Genomic DNA, 18,248 nt, shown 5'->3' with positions numbered 1-18,248 from the left:
CAGGGCAGGGGGCCGGCGCTTACGCCAGCCCCTCGACCATCTCCGCCAGCTCCAGCCAGCGCATCTCGGCGGCATCCTTCTCCTCGCGAAGCTTGGCGATGCCTTCGCTCAGCTTGGCGAACTTGGCCGGATCCTTGGTGTAGAGCGCCGGATCGGCCAGTGCCGCCTCGTCACGCGCGACCGTCTGGTCGATCTCCTCGATGCGCTTGGGCAGCAGCTCATAGTCGCGCTGGTCCTTGTAGCTGAGCTTGGTCCGCGCCTTGGGCGCCTCGGGCGCCGGTGCAGCAGCCGCCGGCTTGTTCGCCTTCTTCGCCTCGATCCGCGGGCGCCGCTTGGCTTCCCAATCGGCATAGCCGCCGACCACCACGTCCACCGTGCCGCTGCCGTCCAGCCCCAGCGTCACCGTCACCGTGCGGTCGAGAAAGTCGCGATCGTGGCTGACGATCAGCACCGTGCCGGCATAATCGGCGATCACTTCCTGGAGCAGGTCGAGCGTCTCGAGGTCGAGATCGTTGGTCGGCTCGTCGAGCACCAGCAGGTTAGACGGCCGGGCGAATTCGCGCGCGAGCAGCAGGCGCGAACGCTCGCCGCCCGACAGCGTGCCGATCCGCGCCTCGGCGATGCTGGGATCGAACAGGAACTCCTTGAGATAGCCATGGACGTGCTTGCGCGCGCCCTGCACGTCGATCCAGTCGCCGCCGTCCGCCAGCACGTCGCGCACCCGCTTGTCGGGCGCCATCAGGCTGCGCTGCTGGTCGATGATGATCGCGTCCAGCGTCTGCGACAGCTTCACGCTGCCCTCGTCAGGCTGGAGCTCGCCGGTGAGCATCTTGAGCAGCGTCGACTTGCCCGCGCCGTTCGATCCGACGATGCCGATCCGGTCGCCCTTGGTGACGCGGAAGGTCAGGTCCTTGATGATCGTCCGCTCGCCGAAGCGCTTGGTGACGTGTTTGGCGTCGATCACCACCTTGGTCTGATTGCCGTCCGAGGCGGTGGCGAGCGCGGCAGTACCCTGCGGACCCGTCATCGCGGCGCGCTCCGCCCGCATCTCCTTCAGCTTGGACAGACGGCCCTGGTTGCGCCGCCGCCGGCCGGTGACGCCGCGCTGGAGCCAATGCTCCTCGATCTTGAGCTTGGCGTCGAGCCGCTGGGCGTTGCGCTCCTCCTCGGCATAGACCTGCTCGGTCCACGCCTCGAACCCGCCGAAGCCGATCTCGGCGCGGCGGATGGAACCGCGATCGAGCCACAGCGTCTGGCGCGTGAGGCGGGTGAGGAAGGTACGATCGTGGCTGATGACGACAAAGGCGCCCTTGTAGCGCGTCAGCCAGTCTTCCAGCCATTCGATGGCGCCGAGATCGAGATGGTTGGTCGGCTCGTCGAGCAGCAGCACGTCGGGATCCTGCGCCAGCGCGCGGGCGATCGCGGCGCGGCGACGCTCGCCGCCCGAGGCGGTGGCAGCCTCGCGCGACAGGTCGATGCCGAGCTGGTCGGCGATCGCTTCGGCCTCGTGCTGGGCGGGGGCGTCGTCGCCGGAAAGGACATAGTCCATCAGCGTGGTGCAGCCGGCCATGCGCGGCTCCTGCTCCAGCAGGATCACGCGGGTGCCGGGCACGATGGTGCGGCGGCCCTCATCGCTGTCGATCGCGCCCGCGATCAGCTTGAGCAGGGTCGTTTTCCCTGCGCCGTTGCGACCGATCAGCGCGAGCCGATCGCGTTCGCCGACATGCAGGTCGAGATTGCGGAAAAGCCAGCCGGATCCCTGAACGAGACCCAGCCCTTCATAGGAAAGCACCGGAGCAGCCATGGTGCAGCACCTAGGAGGCGGCGGGCCTCCCCGCAAGCGGGCAGGCATGGGGCACGACGATGCACCAATGCCACAATTGCCGAACCGCGACTGACGTTCATGTTCAGGGGCTATTCAATGCCCGGACCCTATGCCATTCCGATGCCGATGTTGGTCAAACCCGTTCTGATCGCGTGTCTTGCGAGCCTCGCGCTCACGAGCCCGGTCCTCGCGCGCCCGATCGGCGCGGAGCAGGATGACGGCCAGCGTGCGGCGCGCGAGCGGCGGCTTCGCGGCCAGAATCTGCCCGCGCGCGAGATCGAGCGGCGGGTGATCCCCCGCATGCCGGGCGCGCAATATCTCGGGTTCGACTATGATCCCGAGCATGACGTTTACACGCTCAAGTTCCTGCGCAATGGATCGGTGATCTGGGTGGAGGTGGACGGTCATACCGGCCAGATCCTCCGCCGCATGGGCAGCTGAGCAGCTAGAAAAGGACGGGACTGCGAATGCGACTTCTGATCGTCGAGGACGAACCCAATCTCGGGATCCAGCTGCGCACCGCGCTCGAGGGCGCGGGCTACGCCGTCGACCTCGCGACCGATGGCGAGGAAGGCCATTTCCTCGGCTCGACCGAGCAATATGACGCGATCATCCTCGACCTCGGCCTGCCCGAGATCGACGGGCTGACCGTGCTCGATCGCTGGCGCAAGGAAGGCCGCACCATGCCGGTGCTGGTGCTCACCGCCCGCGACAGCTGGTCGGACAAGGTGGCGGGGCTCGATGCCGGCGCCGACGACTATGTCGCCAAGCCGTTCCAGACCGAGGAGTTGATCGCCCGGCTGCGCGCGCTGATCCGCCGCGCCTCGGGCAATGCCTCGGCCGAGCTGACCGCGGGCGACATCCGGCTCGACACGCGCTCGGGCAAGGTCACCAAGGCGGGCGAGCCGGTGAAGCTGACCGCACAGGAATACAAGCTGCTCAGCTATCTGCTCCACCACAAGGGCAAGGTGGTCAGCCGCACCGAGCTGATCGAGCATATCTACGACCAGGATTTCGATCGCGATTCGAACACGATCGAAGTGTTCGTCACGCGCATCCGCAAGAAGCTGGGTGCCGATGTGATCACCACCATCCGCGGCCTGGGCTACAGCCTCGACGAAGCCAGCTTCACCTGAGGTCGAACAAGTGAACGCCGCGCCGTTATCCAGCGAGGAGCCCGAGATCGCGGCGTCCGGCCCGTCCGAGGCCGAGTTGCGTGCACATCGGCCGGTACGCGTTACCGGGTCGGTAAGCCGGCGCATGTTGCTGGTCGCGACGGCGTGGATCCTGCTGCTGCTGGTCGGCGGGGGCTATGCGCTCGACAGGGTGCTGACCAGCGCGATCACGCGCAATTTCGACGACCAGCTCGACTATCTCGTATCGTCTATGATCGTCTCCGCGGAGGTCGGCTCGAACGGCGAGGTAGTGCTGAACCGCGAACTGGCCGACCAGCGCTTTCTCGAGCCCAATTCGGGCGCCTATTGGCAGATCAGCGGCCAAGGCTTCGAGCCGTTTCCGTCACGTTCGCTGTGGGACCGTAAGCTGCGCGTGGATCAGGTCCACAATGATCGCGAGATGCACTTCTACGACAGCAACCAATTTGCCGACCAGAAGCTGCGCATCGCGGAGCGGGACCTGAAGCTGCCCGGATCGCCGGTGCGCTGGCGCTTTCAGGTGGCGGAGAGCCGCGAGGTACTCGACGCGCAGATCGCAACCGTCCGCCGCACGCTGGTGCGCAGCTTCGCGCTGCTCGGCCTGGGGCTGGTGGCGATGGCGGCGCTGCAGACTTGGTATGGCCTCCGGCCGCTGCGCAAGGTGCGCCGCGAGATCGCCAGCCTGCGTGCTGGTCGCACGCAGCGCGTGGGCGGGCCGATGCCCGCCGAGGTCGGGCCGATGGTCGACGAACTGAACGCCTTGGTCGAGCACAACGATCGCCAGGCGGAGGAGGCGCGGCGCCATGCCGGCAACCTGGCGCACGCGCTCAAGACCCCGCTCAGCGTGATCATGAACGCCGCCGCCGCGGGCCAGGAGGACCTGCCCGATACCGTGATCCGCGAGGCGCGGACGATGCGGCGGCAGATCGACCACCATCTCGCCCGCGCCCGCGCCGTTGGCCGCCGCGGCAGCGCGCACAGCCGCGCCGAAGTATGGCCGTCGATCGAGGCGGTGGAGCGCGCGGTGGCGCGGCTCTATCCCAATGTTCGCATCGATGTGGACGGGGTGAAGGACGCGGTCGCGCATATCGAGCGGCAGGATCTCGACGAGATCCTCGGCAACCTGGTCGAGAACGCCGCAAAATATGGCGGCGGCAGCGTGTTCGTGACCGCGAGGCTCGAATCGGGCTTCGTCGAGATCATGGTCGAGGACGACGGGGTCGGCATTCCGGAGGCGGACCGCATCCGCATCTTCGATCGCGGCGTGCGGCTCGATACCGGCAAGCCCGGCACCGGGCTGGGGCTCGCCATCGTCCGCGATGTCGCCGAGATCTACGGCGGCACGGTCAGCCTGGAAGAGAGCGAAGACCTGGGCGGGCTGCTCGTTCGCCTGCGGTTGCCCGCCGCCGGCTGAGGTTCATGCCGGCTCGACCGCGCGCATCGCTTCCGCCGCGATTTCCAGGCTGCGCTTGCGGGCCTGGTGGTCGAACATCGCGCTGGTCAGCATCAGTTCGTCGGCCTGGGTGCGTTCGATAAAGGCTTCGATCTCGCGGCGGACCTTGGCCGGGCCTCCGACGGCCGAGGCCGACAGCACATGGTCGAGCACCGCATTGCCCTGCGTGCCCAGGCTCTCGCGATAGCCGCGTACCGGCGGCGGTAGCTGGATGCCGCGCCCGGTGGTGCGGATCGCGACGAACGCCTGTTGCTGCGAGCTGGCGAGATATTCGCCTTCCTCGTCGCTGTCTGCGGCGAAGACGTTGAAGCCGAGCATCACATGCGGCTTGGCCAGCGCCTCGGACGGGCGGAAGTTGCGGCGATAGACGGCGATCGCCTCGTTGAGCAGCCCCGGCGCGAAGTGCGAGGCGAAGGCATAGGGCAGCCCCAGCGCCGCGGCGAGCTGCGCGCCGAAGGTGCTGGAGCCGAGGATCCACAGCTTCACGTCGGCGCCCGCGCCGGGCGTCGCGCGGATGCCGGTGCGGCCGTCATCGGCGAAATAGCTCTGCAGCTCCATCACGTCCTGCGGGAACTCGTTGCCGTCGCTCTCCAGGTTGCGGCGGATCGCGGCGGACACCCGCTGGTCGGAACCCGGCGCGCGGCCGAGGCCGAGGTCGATCCGGCCGGGGAACAGCGCGTCGAGCGTGCCGAACGCCTCGGCCACCTGCAGCGGGGAATGGTTGGGCAGCATGATCCCGCCCGCGCCGATGCGGATCGTACTGGTCGCCTGCCCGACATGCGCGATCACCACCGCGGTGGCGGCGCTGGCGATGCCCTCCATGCCGTGATGCTCGGCCATCCAGTAGCGCCGAAAGCCGAGCTTCTCGGCATGGGCAGCAAGGTCGGCGGCGTTGGCAAGCGCCTGGCCCACGGTGCCGCCTTGGACGACGGGCACCAGATCGAGCAGGGAATATGCAGTCATGGAAGGAATGTGGGGACGCCGGGGCAGCGTTGCCAGAGGGTTAGCCCTTCAACTCCCCTCCCGCTTACGGGAGGGGCAGGGGGAGGGTGCGTGGGGGAAGCGAGGGCGAAGGCTGAAGAAGGAAGGCTGCGGCCCAAGCCCTCCTCCACACGGCGTCGCCCGCTACCCTCACTCACCCTCCCCTAACCCCTCCCGCAAGCGGGAGGGGGATTTTGCTCACTCCGCCGGCTGTACCTCCTCGTCACCCGGCTTGTGGTCGATCGCGCCGTGCGGCCCGGCCGCTGGCCCAAGCACGCGGCTGCCGTCGTCGCCCGGGCGATAGGTGAGCAGGCGCCGCGAGAGCCGCGGCCCCAGCCAGCCTTCCAGCCCCACCGCCAGACTGAACAGCGCCGGCACGATCACCAGCGTCAGCAGCGTCGAGACGATCAGCCCGCCGATCACCACCACGCCCATCGGCGCGCGGAACGACGAGTCGCCGTTGAGCGACAGCGCGGTCGGCACCATGCCCGCCACCATCGCGATCGTCGTCATCACGATCGGCTGGGCGCGCTTGCGGCCGGCATCGACGATCGCCTCCATCTTGGACACGCCCTTCTCCATCTCCTCCAGCGCAAAGTCGACGAGCAGGATCGAGTTCTTGGCGACGATGCCGAACAGCATCAGCATGCCGATATAGACGGGCAGCGATACCGGCATGCCGAGGATCGCCAGCATGACCAGCCCGCCCAGCGGCGCGTTGAGCAGCGATCCCATGTTGACGATCGGCGAAACGAAACGACGATAGAGCAGCACCATCACCGCGAAGACCAGGAAGATGCCCGAGGCCAGCGCGACGATGAAGTTCTGGATCATCTCGCCCTGCCACTTGGCCTGGCCCACCGTCATCTCGGACACGCCCACCGGCAGCTGCTTCATGATGGGGAGATTGTGGATCTCCTTCATCACCTCACCCGAGACATAGGGCTTGCCCGTCGCCGGGTTCATCGCGAGGTCGGCGCCCACCACCAGGCGGCGCTGGAGGTTGAGCCGTTCGACCTTGGTCGGCCCCGCGGCGAAGCGGATGTCCGCCACCGAGGAGAGCGGTACCGAACTGCCGGTCTGGGTCTGCACGCGCATGTCGCGCAACGTATCCAGCCGGGTGCGCGAATCCTGGTCGAGCGCGACGCGGATCGGGATCTGGCGATCGGACAGCGAGAATTTCGCGCTGTTCTGCTCGATGTCGCCCAGCGTCGCGACGCGGATCGCATTGGACAGCGCCGCCGTGGTCACGCCGAGGTCGGCCGCCAGGTCGAGCCGCGGCGAGATCACGATTTCCGGCCGCTGCAGGTCGCCCGAGATGCGCGGCGCGACGAGGGACTTGAGGCCCTCCATCTGCTTCATCAGGGTGAGCGCGGTCTTGTTGAGCAGCTCGGGATCCTCGCCGCCCAGCGTGATCGTCAGGTCACGCCCCGACGAGCCCCAGCCGAACTGCGAGCGGAAATTCACCCGCGCATCGGGAATGGCGAGCAGCTTGGGCGCGAGACGCTTCTCGAATTCGGTGCTGGTTTCGGTGCGCGCGGGCGTGTGCTTCTCGGCAAGCGTCGCGGTGACGCGGCCATTGCCCACCTGGGTGCGGGCGTAGGTGTGCTGCACCGCCGGCTCAGCGCGCAGGATGCCGGCGACCTCCTGGACGACTCGGTCGGTCTGCTCCAGCGTGGTGCCAGGCACCATCTCGACCGTCGCGGTGACCGTATCCTCGTCCTGCGCCGGCTGGAAGGTCTGCGGCATGGAGACGAGCAGGAAGATCGTCGCGCCCAGCGAGCCGACATAGCCGAGGATCGCCACCCAGCGGTGCATCAGCGTCCATTCGAGCAGGCGGACATAGAGGCGCATCACCGGCCCGCCGCCATGTTCGACATGGCCGTGCGCCTTGAGGAAATAGGCCGCGATCATCGGCGTGAGCATGCGCGCCACCGCCAGCGACATCAGCACTGCCGCAACGACGGTGAGGCCGAAATTCTTGAAGAACTGGCCAGAGATACCCGGCATCAGGCCCACCGGCAGAAACACCGCGACGATCGACATGGTGGTAGCGAGCACGGCGATGCCGATCTCGTCCGCCGCGTCGATCGATGCCTGGTAGGCCGATTTGCCCATCCGCATGTGGCGGACGATGTTCTCGATTTCCACGATCGCGTCGTCGACCAGCACGCCCGCGACCAGGCTGAGCGCCAGCAGCGTCATCTGGTTGAGCGTGAAGCCCATCATATCCATGAACCAGAAGCTGGGGATCGCCGACAGCGGAATCGCCAGCGCCGAGATCACGGTCGCCCGCCAGTCGCGAAGGAACAGGAACACGACGACGACGGCGAGCACCGCACCCTCGACCATCGCCTCCATCGCGGTATCGAACTGTTCCTTGGCGTATTTGCTGTAATTGTCGAGCAGCTCGAAATGGACCTTGGGATTGTTCTTCTCGAGCGCCTGCAGCTTCTTCTGCGCTTCCTCGTAGATCGTGACGTCCGAGGCGCCCTTGGCGCGCTGGATGTCGAACGAGATCACCGGATGCCCGTCATAGCGCGCGAAATTGCGGCGCTCGGCATAGCCGTCCTTCACCGTCGCGATGTCGGCCAACCGCACGGTGCGGCCGGTGCCGGTGGCGATCTGGGTCTGGCCCAGCGTGTAGGCGTCCTTGGCGTTGCCGACGACGCGAAGCGACTGTTCGAATCCCGAAATTTCGGCGCGACCGCCCGCAGCGTTGAGGTTTACTTGGCGGAGCTGCTGGTTCACCTGGCTCGCGGTGAGACCGAAGCTGGCGAGCTTCACCGGATCGAGGACGACGCTCACCTCCCGGTTGACGCCGCCGTTGCGCTGCACCGCGGCCATGCCGCTGATCGACAGCAGCTCCTTCGACACGCTGTTGTCGATGTACCAGGAAAGCTGTTCGACAGTCATGTCCGTCGCGGTAGCGGTGAAGCTCGCGACATCGTTGTTGCTGGCGCTGTCGACGCGGCCGACCTGCGGCTCGAGGATGCCGTCGGGCAGATTGCCGCGGATCTGCTGAATCGCGCTGCGGACGTCTTCCACCGCGCGATCGATCGGGGTGCCGATCGCCAGCTGGACGACCGTCTGGCTGTTGCCTTCGGAGACGGTCGAGTTGATCTCGTCGATGCCCTGCAGGCTGCGGACAGCGCTCTCGACCTTTTGGGTGATCTGCGTCTCCAGCTCGCTCGGCGCGGCGCCGGGCTGGCTGATCGAGATCCAGACGATCGGAAAGTCGATGTCGGGGCTGTTGTTCACGTCCATGCGGCTGAAGCTGACCAGCCCGGCAATGGTGAGAAACAGGAAGAGGACGATCGGCGGGACCGGGTTGCGGATGGCCCAGGCCGAGATGTTGCGAAAGCTCATCGCGCCGATCCCTTACTTCTTCTGGAGCTGGGGAATGACCTTCTGGCCCGGATTAAGGAACGCGCCCGCAGTCATCACCACGCGCTCGTTGCCGGTCAGGCCGCTGGTGATCCGCACGCCCTGATCCGAAACATCGCCGGTCTTCACGTCGCGGCGCACCGCCTCGTTCTTGTCGTTGAGGATATAGACATAGGTGCCCAGCTGATCACTCTGCACCGCCGACTGGGGCAGGATCACCGAGGTGACTGCCCCCGCGACGATCCGCGCGCTGGCGAAGCCGCCGGGGCGCAGCGCCGGATTATAGGGCAACGCGATTCGTGCCGTGCCGAGGCGACTCGTCGGGTCGATCACCGGCGAGACCTGCCATACCTGGCCCTTGAAGCTGGTCTGGGTGCCGACCGGCGTCACTTCCGCCGGCGCGCCGACATGGAGCTTCTGGATGTCGGCTTCGGCGAGCTGGGTGCGCAGCTCGAACTGGCCGTCCATCGCCATGCGGAACAGCGTGCCCGAGCCCGAGCTGACGATCTGGCCCGGCTCGATCTGGCGGGCGAGCACCAGACCCGCCTCCGGCGCGCGAATGTCGAGCCGGCGGTTGCGCGCTTGGGTTTCCGCGAGCTGCGCCTTGGCAACGCGGACCCGGGCAAGCGCCTGATCGCGCGCGGCGGTTTTCTGGTCGATATCGGCGCGAGAAATGAATCCGTTTCCGACAAGCTTTTGCGCGCGATCGAGATTCGCCTGGGCGAGCTTGGCGTCGGCTTCCGCGACGCGGATCTGCGCGGCGAGCGATTCGGCGGTCTGCGCCTGGACCGAACGATCGACCACGGCGAGTACCTGGCCCTTCTGCACCCAGCTGCCGGCATCGACCAGCACGCGGGTGACGAGGCCGCCTTCACCCGCGACGCCGACCGGCATCTCGCGCTTCGCGGCCAGGCTGCCGGTACCGCTGACGATCGTCGACACGGTCTGCTGGCCCGGTGCCGAAACGGTGACGGTGAGCAGCTGGCTCTGGTCCTTGCCCCCCTTGGCGGCGGGGACGGGCTTCGTCGCGGAGCGCCCCATCATCAGGAACCCGGCGATCACGACCAGCACCAAGGCGCCGAGGCCGATCCACAGCCACTTGCGCCCACGCCGCGCCGGTTCCCCCTCGAACCCGAGCTGCTCCTGCCGATCCAACATCCCTGCCTCGTAATTCATGCGCCCACCTCGTCCGGAGCGCGTGCACGCCCCTCGTCGCACTGTATTATAGGAATATATCACCGACGGCAAGGCCGGTGAAGCAACGCGCGGCGGCATGCCCGGTTGCATGTATCGGCGCAAGTGACACCCAAGAAAAAGAGCGGCTTCTGCCGGGCCTTGCAAGTAATGCCAATCGTTTGTTGTCGCCGCTTCGTTCAGCCTGCGTTCGTGTGCAGGCGTCGACAAGCCGGTGCATGACGACGACAAACCACAGGAGGAACGTCCCCATGATCCGCTCCCTGCCGCTCGCCGCGCTGCTCGCGCTGGCCGCTTCGCCCCAGGCCTTCGCCCAGGTGCAGCCGGCCGCCCAGCCGATCCCGGCTGACGGCACCGTGCTCGACATCGTGGCCGAGGGCACCAGCACCCGCGTGCCCGATCTCGCGCTGATCCAGGCCGGGGTAGTCACCGCCGCGGGCACCGCCGGCGAGGCGATGCAGCAGAACGCCGCGCGGATGGCCGCGGTGCTCGGTGCGCTGCGCAAGGCCGGCATCGCCGAGCGCGACCTGCAGACCAACTCGGTCAACCTCGCGCCGCAGTACCGCTATCAGGAGAACAAGCCTCCGGTGATCACCGGCTACCAGGCGTCCAATCAGCTGACGGTGCGCTTCCGCGACGTCGCCAAAAGCGGCACGATCCTCGACGCGCTGGTCGCGCAGGGGGCGAACAACATCTCGGGCCCGAACCTCACGCTTGCCGACGAAGAGGGTGCCGTCGACGAGGCACGGCGCGACGCGATTACGAAGGCCAAGGCGCGCGCCACGCTCTATGCACAGGCGGCGGGGCTCAAGGTCGATCGCATCCTGCTGATCTCGGAGGCGGGCATGCCGCAGATGCCGCAGCCGGTACCGATGCTGATGCGCGGCAAGGCGATGATGGCCGAAGCAGATACTGCAATCGTGCCGGGTGAGCAGAAGGTCACCGCCAGCGTCTTGGTCCGGTTCCTGCTGAAATGATCCGGACATGAAAAAAAAGGGCCGCCCCGGCTGGGACGGCCCTTTTTGTTGGTCTGGTGGAAGCGGGATGCTTAACGCACCGCGCCGCGACGCACCAGGTTGACGATCGCCAGCAGGATGACCGCACCCACCAGCGAGACCAGGAAGGTCATCGGGGTGATCACGCCGCTGTTGATGTTGCCGCCGAACAGCAGGCCACCGACGAACGCGCCGACGATGCCGACGACGATATTGAGGAAGATACCCTGCTGGGCATCGGTACGCATGATGATGCTAGCAAGCCAGCCGACGACGCCGCCGATGACGAGCCAAACGATAAATCCTACCATTGGTCCCTCCTTTACAGGCCCGGCGACCCGGGCAACGTAAAGGAAAATCCGCAACGTGCGTATTTGGTTCCGTGGCGATATTTTGCGTTGTCAAGGGAACTTTCGTGCGGAAAAACGAAAATATCAGAATTTCTGCTGGCGCTCGTACAACGAACGATAGTGCTGGATGCGCGTGACGCGCAGGCCCGGCATTCCCGAGCGATCGATCGCGCGCTGCCAGCCGGCGAATTCCTCGACGGTGAGGCCGTAGCGATCGCACACCTCGTCCACGGTCAGCAGCCCGCCATTGACGGCGGCCACGACCTCTGCCTTGCGCCGCACGACCCAGCGGGTGGTGTTCGGCGGCGGCAGGCTGTCCAGGGTCAGCGGCTCGCCGAGCGGACCGATTACCTTGGCAGGACGGATCTTCTGGTTCTCAATCATCTACCAACCTCTTCGGGGCCGGCCGCCCCTGTTACGCAACCGTGAAACGACTTTTACCGGCCTGCCTTGAACATCGGCTAAAATGGCAAGGTAAACGCCCGCTTCACGCCTCTCCCCACTGGTGCAGCGCAGTTGCGGCGGCGCGATGGAAACAGCCATCGGTCGGCGCGAGCAGCGCTGCCACGGGAAGTGGCATCGAAAGTCGGGTCTGGAGTCGCGCGGTGAAGCTGGCGGCCTGCCGGCTCGTCACCATCGCCATCAGCACGGCGAGTCCCGTCGGGAGCGTCGCAGTGCCCAAGTCGCGGTTCGGATGGGCAAAACTCAAGTCCACCAATGCGTTTCCAGTCGTCCTTCGAGCCCGCAGTATAAGCCGCGAGTGCTGAAAGGGCCGTAAAGGCGCCGAAAACCTCGGCTTAACTTCCATGTCTGGCAGGTTTCCGCGCACCCCGGGTGGCATCCGGTACGGGGCTGTCCTATCTGGGCGGCCATGAACCCCGGTGATTTCCAGCTAGCCGAGCCGCTTTCCGGGCGGCGCATCGTCGTCGCCATGTCGGGCGGCGTCGATTCCTCCGTCGTCGCCGCGCTCGCCGCGCGCAGCGGGGCGGAGACGATCGGCATCACGCTCCAGCTCTACGATCACGGCGAGGCTGTGGGCCGCGCCGGCAGCTGCTGCGCCGGCCGCGACATCCGCGACGCGCGCGCGGTGTGCGACAAGCTCGGAATCGCGCACTATGTGTTCGATCACGCCAGCAGCTTCCAGACCCAGGTGATCGACGACTTCGCGGACGAGTATCTGGCGGGGCGCACCCCGATCCCCTGCGTGAAGTGCAACATGGGGCCCAAGTTCACCGACCTGTTCGCGCTCGCCCGCGACCTGGGCGCGGACTGCCTCGCCACCGGCCATTATGTCCGCCGGGTCGTGGGGGCTGCGGGCGCCGAGCTGCACCGCGCCGCCGATCCCGCGCGCGACCAGAGCTATTTCCTGTTCGCGACCACGCAGGCCCAGCTCGACTATCTGCGCTTTCCCTTGGGTGGCCTGCCCAAGCCCGAGGTGCGTGCGCTCGCCGCCGAACTGGGGCTGGGCGTCGCCGGCAAGCCCGACAGCCAGGACATCTGCTTCGTCCCCGACGGCGACTATGCGACGCTGGTCAAGAAGCTGCGTCCCGAAGCCGAGGCGGGCGGCGAGATCGTCGACGAGAGCGGCGTCCGGCTGGGCGAGCATCGCGGGCTGATCCACTTCACCGTCGGCCAGCGCCGCGGGCTGGAGATCGGCGGCGCGCCCGAGCCCTATTATGTCCTCCGGCTCGAGCCCGAGACCAGGCGCGTCGTGGTCGGCCCGCGCCGGGCGCTCGCGGTGGGCGCGGCGCGGCTGGAGAATATCAACTGGCTGGGCGGCGACTATGCAGGTCCGATGACCGCCAAGGTGCGTAGCCTCGCCAAGCCGGTGCTGGCGCGGATGGAGGGCGACCGGGTGGTGTTCGAGACGCCCGAGTACGGCGTGGCGCCGGGCCAGGCGGCGGTGCTCTATGCCGGGGATCGCGTGCTCGGCGGCGGCTGGATCGCCGAGACCGAGCGGGCGCAGGCGCTCGCCGCCTGAGTCGACCGATCGTGGAAAATGGGTCCAGGGGGTTCTGTTGCCCGGCCCCCCTGGCGGCCGCTGGAGTCCACTTCTGTTGCCCGGTGTGGCCCGACCGCGCATTTTAGAATAACCTTAGGCCGTTAGGCCGTGGGGTTACGCCGCAATAGCGAGTGCTTCGTTATCGTTGGCACTTGTGTAATGGGCCGTTGCGGTGGTCCCATTCCGAGCGAAGACAGCGCTTTTCAATACACGTCGATCCTGGTTCGGCCCCGTCAGAAACGGTGTCCAGATACACCACCGGTTATGGTGGAGCCGCCGGGTACTGCCCCCGGGTCCGCTGCATCTATTGCACGCCATTGTTTATCGCCATAGCCGGGCGAACCCGGCAAAACCCTATATAGGGCCTTCTCGCTTAATGAAAAGGTCAGGTTGCACGGATTAAGCGCCTTCACACCGCCCCATTCGGTTGGCATGGAGAAGGCATCATGTTGACGCAGCGTTCCCGCTACGCGCTCCGCGCAATGCTCTTCCTCGCAGAACAGCCGATCGCCGGCGCGCCCGTGCCGATGAACCGCATCGCGGCGGAAGCGAACGTACCCCGCAAATTTCTCGAGCTGATCCTCGCCGACCTGCGCGAGGCGAGCTTCCTCGTCTCCACCCGCGGCAAGATGGGCGGCTATCGCCTCGCCCGGCCCGCGCACCTAATCTCTCTGGGCGAGATCATCCGGGTGATCGAAGGGCCGCTGGCGCTGGTCCCCTGCGTCAGCCGCACCGCCTATCGCCCGTGCAACGACTGCAAGGACGAAGCCGCCTGCGCGATCCGCCGCGCGATGGCCCGGGTACGCGACGAGACCGCCCGCATTCTCGATGGCACCAGCCTGGCCGATGCGGCGGCCGAGGAACTCGCGGCCGCGTAAGTCTGCCGGTGTATCGACCGCGGCGGACCTGCCGCCGCAAGATCGGATGCACACTTCCGACAACCATCGTCATCCCCGCGAAGGCGGGGATCCATTCGCCTGTGCGCTTGGGGAAATAACCGCCGCTTCAGCGCCAATGGATCCCCGCCTCCGCGGGGATGACGACTTTGAGGCGTAAGGCCCCGCCGGCTCTCACGCCCCGGCGTTGCGCTTCTTCAGCTCGTCGCGAATCTCGCGCAGCAGCACCACGTCGGCCGGATCGGCGGCGGGCGGTGCGGCACCGGTCGCCTTCTCGCGCTCGGCGGCGGAGATGATCTTGTTTACCGTGCGCACCAGCAGGAAGACGATGAAGGCGAGGATCAGGAAGTTGATCACCACCGTGATGAACTGGCCGAAGCCGATCAGCGGCACCCCCGCTGCCTTGAGCGCGGCATAGTTGGACGGCGAGCCGGTATAGCTGGGCGGAATCGCGCCGAGCCGCAGGAAGTAGCCGGAAAAGTCCACCCCGCCGAAGATCCAGCCGACCAGCGGCATGATCATGTCGTCGGTCAGCGATTTGGTGATGTTGCCGAACGCCGCGCCGATGATCACGCCGACCGCGAGATCGAGCACGTTGCCGCGCGCGATGAACGCCCTGAATTCCTTCAACATTCGCAATCTCTCCCATAGCGAAGGCTTCGCGACCTTGCCGAAGTCCCGGACACAGGCCAACCCCCGAACGTCCGATTTCGCTTCCTCCCCGCGGTGTAGGCGTCGTATAAGACACCCCGTTGATGGGATTTGGAGGTTGCTTCCCCATGAAGTTTCGTACCGCACTCGTGCCGATCGCAGCCCTGTCGCTCTCGGCCTGCGGGCTCAACAGCGTGCCGACCGCCGAGGAAAACGCCAAGGCGAAGTGGGCGGACGTGCAGGCGCAGTATCAGCGCCGCGCCGACCTGGTGCCGAACCTGGTGGCGACGGTGAAGGGCGCCGCCGCGTCCGAAGGCAAGATCCTGACCGACGTGATGAACGCGCGGGCCAAGGCGACCTCGGTGCAGGTCACCGCCAACGACCTCACCGACGCGGGCAAGGTCCAGCAGTTCCAGCAGGCGCAGCAGCAGCTCGGCGGCTCGCTGTCGCGGCTGCTCGCGACGGTGGAGGCCTATCCGGACCTCAAGAGCCAGGGCAACTTCACCACGCTGATGAGCCAGCTGGAGGGCACCGAGAACCGGATCACCATCTCGATCCGCGACTATAACCAGGCGGTGCAGGACTATAACACCCGCATCCGCACCTTCCCCGACGCGGTTGGCGCCAAGATCTTCTACGGTGCCAAGCCGCTGACGCCGTTTCAGGCCAAGGCCGGCGCGGACGTCGCGCCGACGGTGAACTTCGGGAACGGCAGCTGATCCACGCGGCGCTCCTTGCGGGCGCCGTGCTGCTGCACGGCTGCCCCGTCGGGAAGACGACACCGGCACCGCCGGTCGCTGCCACCGGCGAACACCCGCTGCCGTTGCCGAGACTGACCGGAAGGGTGGTGGATAACGCGCACCTCCTATCGCCCGCGCAGGCCACCATCCTCACACGGCGGCTTGCCCAGGCGGAAGTGCGGACCTGCCATCAGGTTGTGATCGTGACGGTGCAGAGCCTTGCGGGCGAGTCGATCGAGCATTTCGGGCAGCGGTTAGGCAATGGGTGGGGGATCGGGAGGCGCGGCTATGACGACGGCGTGCTGCTGATCGTCGCGCCCATTGAACGCCGGGTGCGGATCGAGGTTGGCGATGGTCTGCGCAAGACGCTGACGGACGCAAAGGCCGCGCGCATCATCCAGAACGACATCCTCCCGCGTTTCCGAAAAGGCGCCATGGCCGCCGGAATCGACGCCGGTGCTACCTCCATTCTGCGTGAGATCCGCTGATGATCCTGTTGCGTTTGCTTCTGGCCCTGCTCGTCCTGACGCCGCTACCGGCGCTGGCCGACCCGACCTTCCCCAAGCTGACCGGTCGCGTGGTCGACGACGCGCATCTGCTCTCGCCCGAGCAGGTCGCGCAGCTCACCCAGCTGTCGACGGAGGTGGAGCAGGCTTCCAGCCGCCAGCTGGTGGTCGCGACGATTCCGGACCTGCAAGGCTATGACATCGCCGACTATGGCTATCAGCTCGGCCGCGCTTGGGGGATCGGGCAAAAGGGGGCGAACAACGGCATCATCCTGATCGTCGCGCCAGCGGACAGGAAAGTGCGGATCGAGGTTGGTTATGGCCTCGAACCGATCATGACCGACGCATTGTCGAACCAGATCATCAGCCAGGTCATCGTGCCGAAGTTCAAGGCGGGCGACATGGCAGGCGGGATCGTCGCCGGCGCGCAGGCCATCGCCGAGCAGATGAAGCAGCCGCTCGAAGCTGCCGAGCAGAAGGCCAAGGCTGCGCAGGACGCGGCAACCGCATCCTCTGCGCGCAAGCGGCAGGGCGGAGGACTGCCGATCGGGCTGCTGTTCTGGTTCATCATCCTCGTCGTCATCCTGGTACCGATGCTCGCCCGCTTCGGCGGGCGACGCCGGCCGGGTCCATGGGACGGCCAGGCCTATCGCGATCGCGACCATGACAGCAGTATGCTGCCGATCGTGCTGTGGACCATAGCCAACGAAATCGGTCGCGCGGCCAGCCACCGCGACGATGACGACGATCGCGGCGGCGGCTGGGGCGGCGGAGGAGGTGGCGGCTGGGGCGGCGGCGGCGGCGATGGCGGGGGCTTCTCCGGCGGCGGCGGATCGTTCGGCGGTGGCGGCGCTTCGGGGAGCTGGTGAGGATGCGATTGACCGATCAGGACCGCGCGCGCGTCGCGGCAGCCGTGGCGCAGGCCGAACAGGGCACCAGCGGCGAGATCGTCACGGTGCTCGCCCGGCGCTCCGACGATTATGCCGATGTCGCACTCCACTGGGCGGTGCTCGCCATGCTGCTGGTGCTGGCATTGCTCGCCTGGCAGCCCTGGCCGATCGAGTGGCTGCACACGCGGCTGATCGATCCCTGGGCGCAGACCGTCCCCGCGCACTGGTACCTCACTGCCGCGTTGGTGGTGACGGCACTCACCTTCCTGCTCGTGCGCGTGGTACTCGCCAAGGACGCGCTCCGGATCGCGCTCGCGCCCGGTTCGACCAAGACGCGGCGGGTCCATGCCCGCGCGCTGGCGCTGTTCCGCACCGCGGCCGAGAAGCGCACCACGGGTTCGACGGGCGTGCTGCTCTACCTGAGCCTCGCCGAGCACCGCGCCGAGATCCTTGCCGATTCGGCGATCCATTCGCGCGTCACGCCTGAAGTATGGGGTGCGGCGATGGCGGCGCTGCTGGCGGAAGTGAAGGAAGGCCGCCCGGCCGAGGGCATGGCGGCGGCCGTCGCGCAGATCGGCATCGTCCTCACCGGGCACTTCCCGCGTGCTGCCGACGACGTGAACGAGCTTCCCGATCGGCTGATCGAACTCTAAGGGCGTACCCATGACCGACGAACCGATCGAGACCCCCTGGGCGGGCAAGTGGATCACCGTGTTCCGCCAAGGCAAATGGGAATATGTCGGGCGCACCGGCGGTATCCGCGCCGTCGTGATCGTCGCGATCGATGACGAGGGCCGGGTGATCCTGGTCGAGCAGTACCGCGTACCGCTCGGCCGCCGCTGCATCGAGCTGCCGGCCGGGCTGATCGGCGATACGGAAGCGGGCGACACGATCGAGGGCGCCGCCCGCCGCGAGCTCGAGGAAGAAGCGGGCTATGCCTGCGAGCGCGTCGAGGAACTCGGCGAGTATTTCGCCTCGCCCGGCATGGTCAGCGAAAGCTTCACGCTGGTCCGCGTCCACGGCCTCACCCGCATCGGCGACGGCGGCGGCGTGGACGGCGAGGACATCAAGGTCCACCATGTGCCGATGGCCGAAATGCCGGCGTTCATCGCCGAGTGTCGTGCGCAGGGCATGGGCGTCGACGTGAAGATGCTGCTGGTGCTCAGCGGCGCGCTGCTCGGGAGCGGCAAGGGCTGACGCAAACCGGTCTGCACCTCGTGCCGC

The 18,248-nt window shown here is 67.0% G+C and carries 19 protein-coding genes and 1 other RNA gene; 11 read left to right on the top strand and 9 right to left on the bottom strand.

Annotated elements, in window-relative coordinates; translation table 11 throughout:
- Positions 1 to 19: 19 nt before the first annotated feature.
- The gene (locus QZ670_RS14360) at positions 20 to 1,804 is read right to left on the bottom strand and encodes an ATP-binding cassette domain-containing protein (RefSeq protein ID WP_294256590.1); all 1,785 of its coding nucleotides are present in this window, start codon (positions 1,802 to 1,804) and stop codon (positions 20 to 22) included.
- Positions 1,805 to 1,945: 141 nt separating this feature from the next.
- On the opposite strand from QZ670_RS14360, the gene QZ670_RS14355 reads away from it, so the two are divergent.
- The 3 genes from QZ670_RS14355 to QZ670_RS14345 all read left to right on the top strand — a co-directional run bounded on the left by QZ670_RS14355 (position 1,946) and on the right by QZ670_RS14345 (position 4,393).
- The gene (locus QZ670_RS14355; RefSeq protein ID WP_121073110.1) at positions 1,946 to 2,266 is read left to right on the top strand and encodes a hypothetical protein; all 321 of its coding nucleotides are present in this window, start codon (positions 1,946 to 1,948) and stop codon (positions 2,264 to 2,266) included.
- A gap of 26 nt (positions 2,267 to 2,292) precedes the next feature.
- On the top strand, positions 2,293 to 2,961 hold the full coding sequence (locus tag QZ670_RS14350; RefSeq protein ID WP_064310484.1) for a response regulator transcription factor: 669 nt from the start codon (positions 2,293 to 2,295) through the stop codon (positions 2,959 to 2,961).
- Between the two features lie 124 nt (positions 2,962 to 3,085).
- A complete protein-coding gene (locus QZ670_RS14345; protein WP_294257070.1) occupies positions 3,086 to 4,393 on the top strand; it encodes an ATP-binding protein in 1,308 nt (435 codons plus the stop codon).
- A 3-nt stretch (positions 4,394 to 4,396) separates the two neighbouring features.
- On the opposite strand, the gene QZ670_RS14340 is transcribed toward QZ670_RS14345, so the two are convergent.
- The 3 genes from QZ670_RS14340 to QZ670_RS14330 all read right to left on the bottom strand — a co-directional run bounded on the left by QZ670_RS14340 (position 4,397) and on the right by QZ670_RS14330 (position 9,976).
- A complete protein-coding gene (locus QZ670_RS14340; RefSeq protein ID WP_294256585.1) occupies positions 4,397 to 5,395 on the bottom strand; it encodes an LLM class flavin-dependent oxidoreductase in 999 nt (332 codons plus the stop codon).
- A gap of 216 nt (positions 5,396 to 5,611) precedes the next feature.
- A complete protein-coding gene (locus tag QZ670_RS14335) occupies positions 5,612 to 8,782 on the bottom strand; it encodes an efflux RND transporter permease subunit (protein ID WP_294256583.1) in 3,171 nt (1,056 codons plus the stop codon).
- Positions 8,783 to 8,794: 12 nt separating this feature from the next.
- Positions 8,795 to 9,976, bottom strand: a complete 1,182-nt coding sequence (locus tag QZ670_RS14330; RefSeq protein ID WP_294256581.1) for an efflux RND transporter periplasmic adaptor subunit — start codon at positions 9,974 to 9,976, stop codon at positions 8,795 to 8,797.
- Between the two features lie 269 nt (positions 9,977 to 10,245).
- Here QZ670_RS14330 and QZ670_RS14325 point away from each other — a divergent pair, with 269 nt between their 5' ends.
- Positions 10,246 to 10,971, top strand: a complete 726-nt coding sequence (locus tag QZ670_RS14325; RefSeq protein ID WP_294256579.1) for an SIMPL domain-containing protein — start codon at positions 10,246 to 10,248, stop codon at positions 10,969 to 10,971.
- A 71-nt stretch (positions 10,972 to 11,042) separates the two neighbouring features.
- Here QZ670_RS14325 and QZ670_RS14320 read toward each other — a convergent pair whose 3' ends face one another.
- From QZ670_RS14320 to QZ670_RS14310, 3 genes are all read right to left on the bottom strand, one after another.
- Positions 11,043 to 11,300, bottom strand: coding sequence for a GlsB/YeaQ/YmgE family stress response membrane protein (locus tag QZ670_RS14320; protein ID WP_064310489.1), 258 nt, complete (start codon positions 11,298 to 11,300; stop codon positions 11,043 to 11,045).
- 123 nt (positions 11,301 to 11,423) lie between these two features.
- Positions 11,424 to 11,723, bottom strand: coding sequence for a DUF1153 domain-containing protein (locus QZ670_RS14315; protein WP_066721323.1), 300 nt, complete (start codon positions 11,721 to 11,723; stop codon positions 11,424 to 11,426).
- A gap of 103 nt (positions 11,724 to 11,826) precedes the next feature.
- Positions 11,827 to 12,054, bottom strand: a complete 228-nt coding sequence (locus QZ670_RS14310) for a hypothetical protein (RefSeq protein WP_294256576.1) — start codon at positions 12,052 to 12,054, stop codon at positions 11,827 to 11,829.
- Positions 12,055 to 12,210: 156 nt separating this feature from the next.
- Between QZ670_RS14310 and mnmA the strand changes: the two genes are divergently transcribed.
- A complete protein-coding gene (mnmA, locus tag QZ670_RS14305; RefSeq protein ID WP_294256574.1) occupies positions 12,211 to 13,320 on the top strand; it encodes a tRNA 2-thiouridine(34) synthase MnmA in 1,110 nt (369 codons plus the stop codon).
- Between the two features lie 61 nt (positions 13,321 to 13,381).
- Here mnmA and ssrA read toward each other — a convergent pair.
- Positions 13,382 to 13,728, bottom strand: a transfer-messenger RNA (tmRNA) gene (ssrA, locus tag QZ670_RS14300).
- Between the two features lie 59 nt (positions 13,729 to 13,787).
- On the opposite strand from ssrA, the gene QZ670_RS14295 reads away from it, so the two are divergent.
- Complete coding sequence (locus QZ670_RS14295; protein ID WP_066721336.1) at positions 13,788 to 14,219, top strand: Rrf2 family transcriptional regulator; 432 nt, start codon at positions 13,788 to 13,790, stop codon at positions 14,217 to 14,219.
- 192 nt (positions 14,220 to 14,411) lie between these two features.
- Here the strand turns inward: QZ670_RS14295 and mscL are convergent, their stop codons facing one another.
- A complete protein-coding gene (gene mscL, locus QZ670_RS14290; protein WP_294256571.1) occupies positions 14,412 to 14,870 on the bottom strand; it encodes a large conductance mechanosensitive channel protein MscL in 459 nt (152 codons plus the stop codon).
- Between the two features lie 146 nt (positions 14,871 to 15,016).
- On the opposite strand from mscL, the gene QZ670_RS14285 reads away from it, so the two are divergent.
- From QZ670_RS14285 to QZ670_RS14265, 5 genes are read left to right on the top strand one after another with little or no spacing between them, the layout of a single operon-like run.
- Entirely contained in the window at positions 15,017 to 15,607 is a 591-nt protein-coding gene (locus tag QZ670_RS14285; protein WP_294256570.1) for a LemA family protein, read from the top strand.
- A 26-nt stretch (positions 15,608 to 15,633) separates the two neighbouring features.
- Positions 15,634 to 16,116 carry a TPM domain-containing protein gene (locus tag QZ670_RS14280; protein WP_294256569.1) on the top strand — a complete coding sequence of 161 codons (483 nt, stop codon included), beginning with the start codon at positions 15,634 to 15,636 and terminating at the stop codon, positions 16,114 to 16,116.
- Positions 16,116 to 17,003, top strand: coding sequence for a TPM domain-containing protein (locus tag QZ670_RS14275; protein ID WP_294256568.1), 888 nt, complete (start codon positions 16,116 to 16,118; stop codon positions 17,001 to 17,003). The genes QZ670_RS14280 and QZ670_RS14275 overlap by 1 nt, the downstream gene beginning before the upstream one ends.
- A 2-nt stretch (positions 17,004 to 17,005) precedes the next feature.
- Entirely contained in the window at positions 17,006 to 17,677 is a 672-nt protein-coding gene (locus tag QZ670_RS14270) for a hypothetical protein (RefSeq protein WP_294256567.1), read from the top strand.
- A gap of 10 nt (positions 17,678 to 17,687) precedes the next feature.
- Positions 17,688 to 18,221, top strand: coding sequence for an NUDIX hydrolase (locus QZ670_RS14265; protein WP_294256565.1), 534 nt, complete (start codon positions 17,688 to 17,690; stop codon positions 18,219 to 18,221).
- Positions 18,222 to 18,248 lie beyond the last annotated feature (27 nt).

This window comes from uncultured Sphingomonas sp., from assembly GCF_913774285.1.
In the GTDB taxonomy this organism is placed as follows: domain Bacteria; phylum Pseudomonadota; class Alphaproteobacteria; order Sphingomonadales; family Sphingomonadaceae; genus Sphingomonas.
The sequence above is the reverse complement of the archived record's forward strand: the minus strand, read 5'-3'. Positions and strand labels throughout refer to the sequence as shown.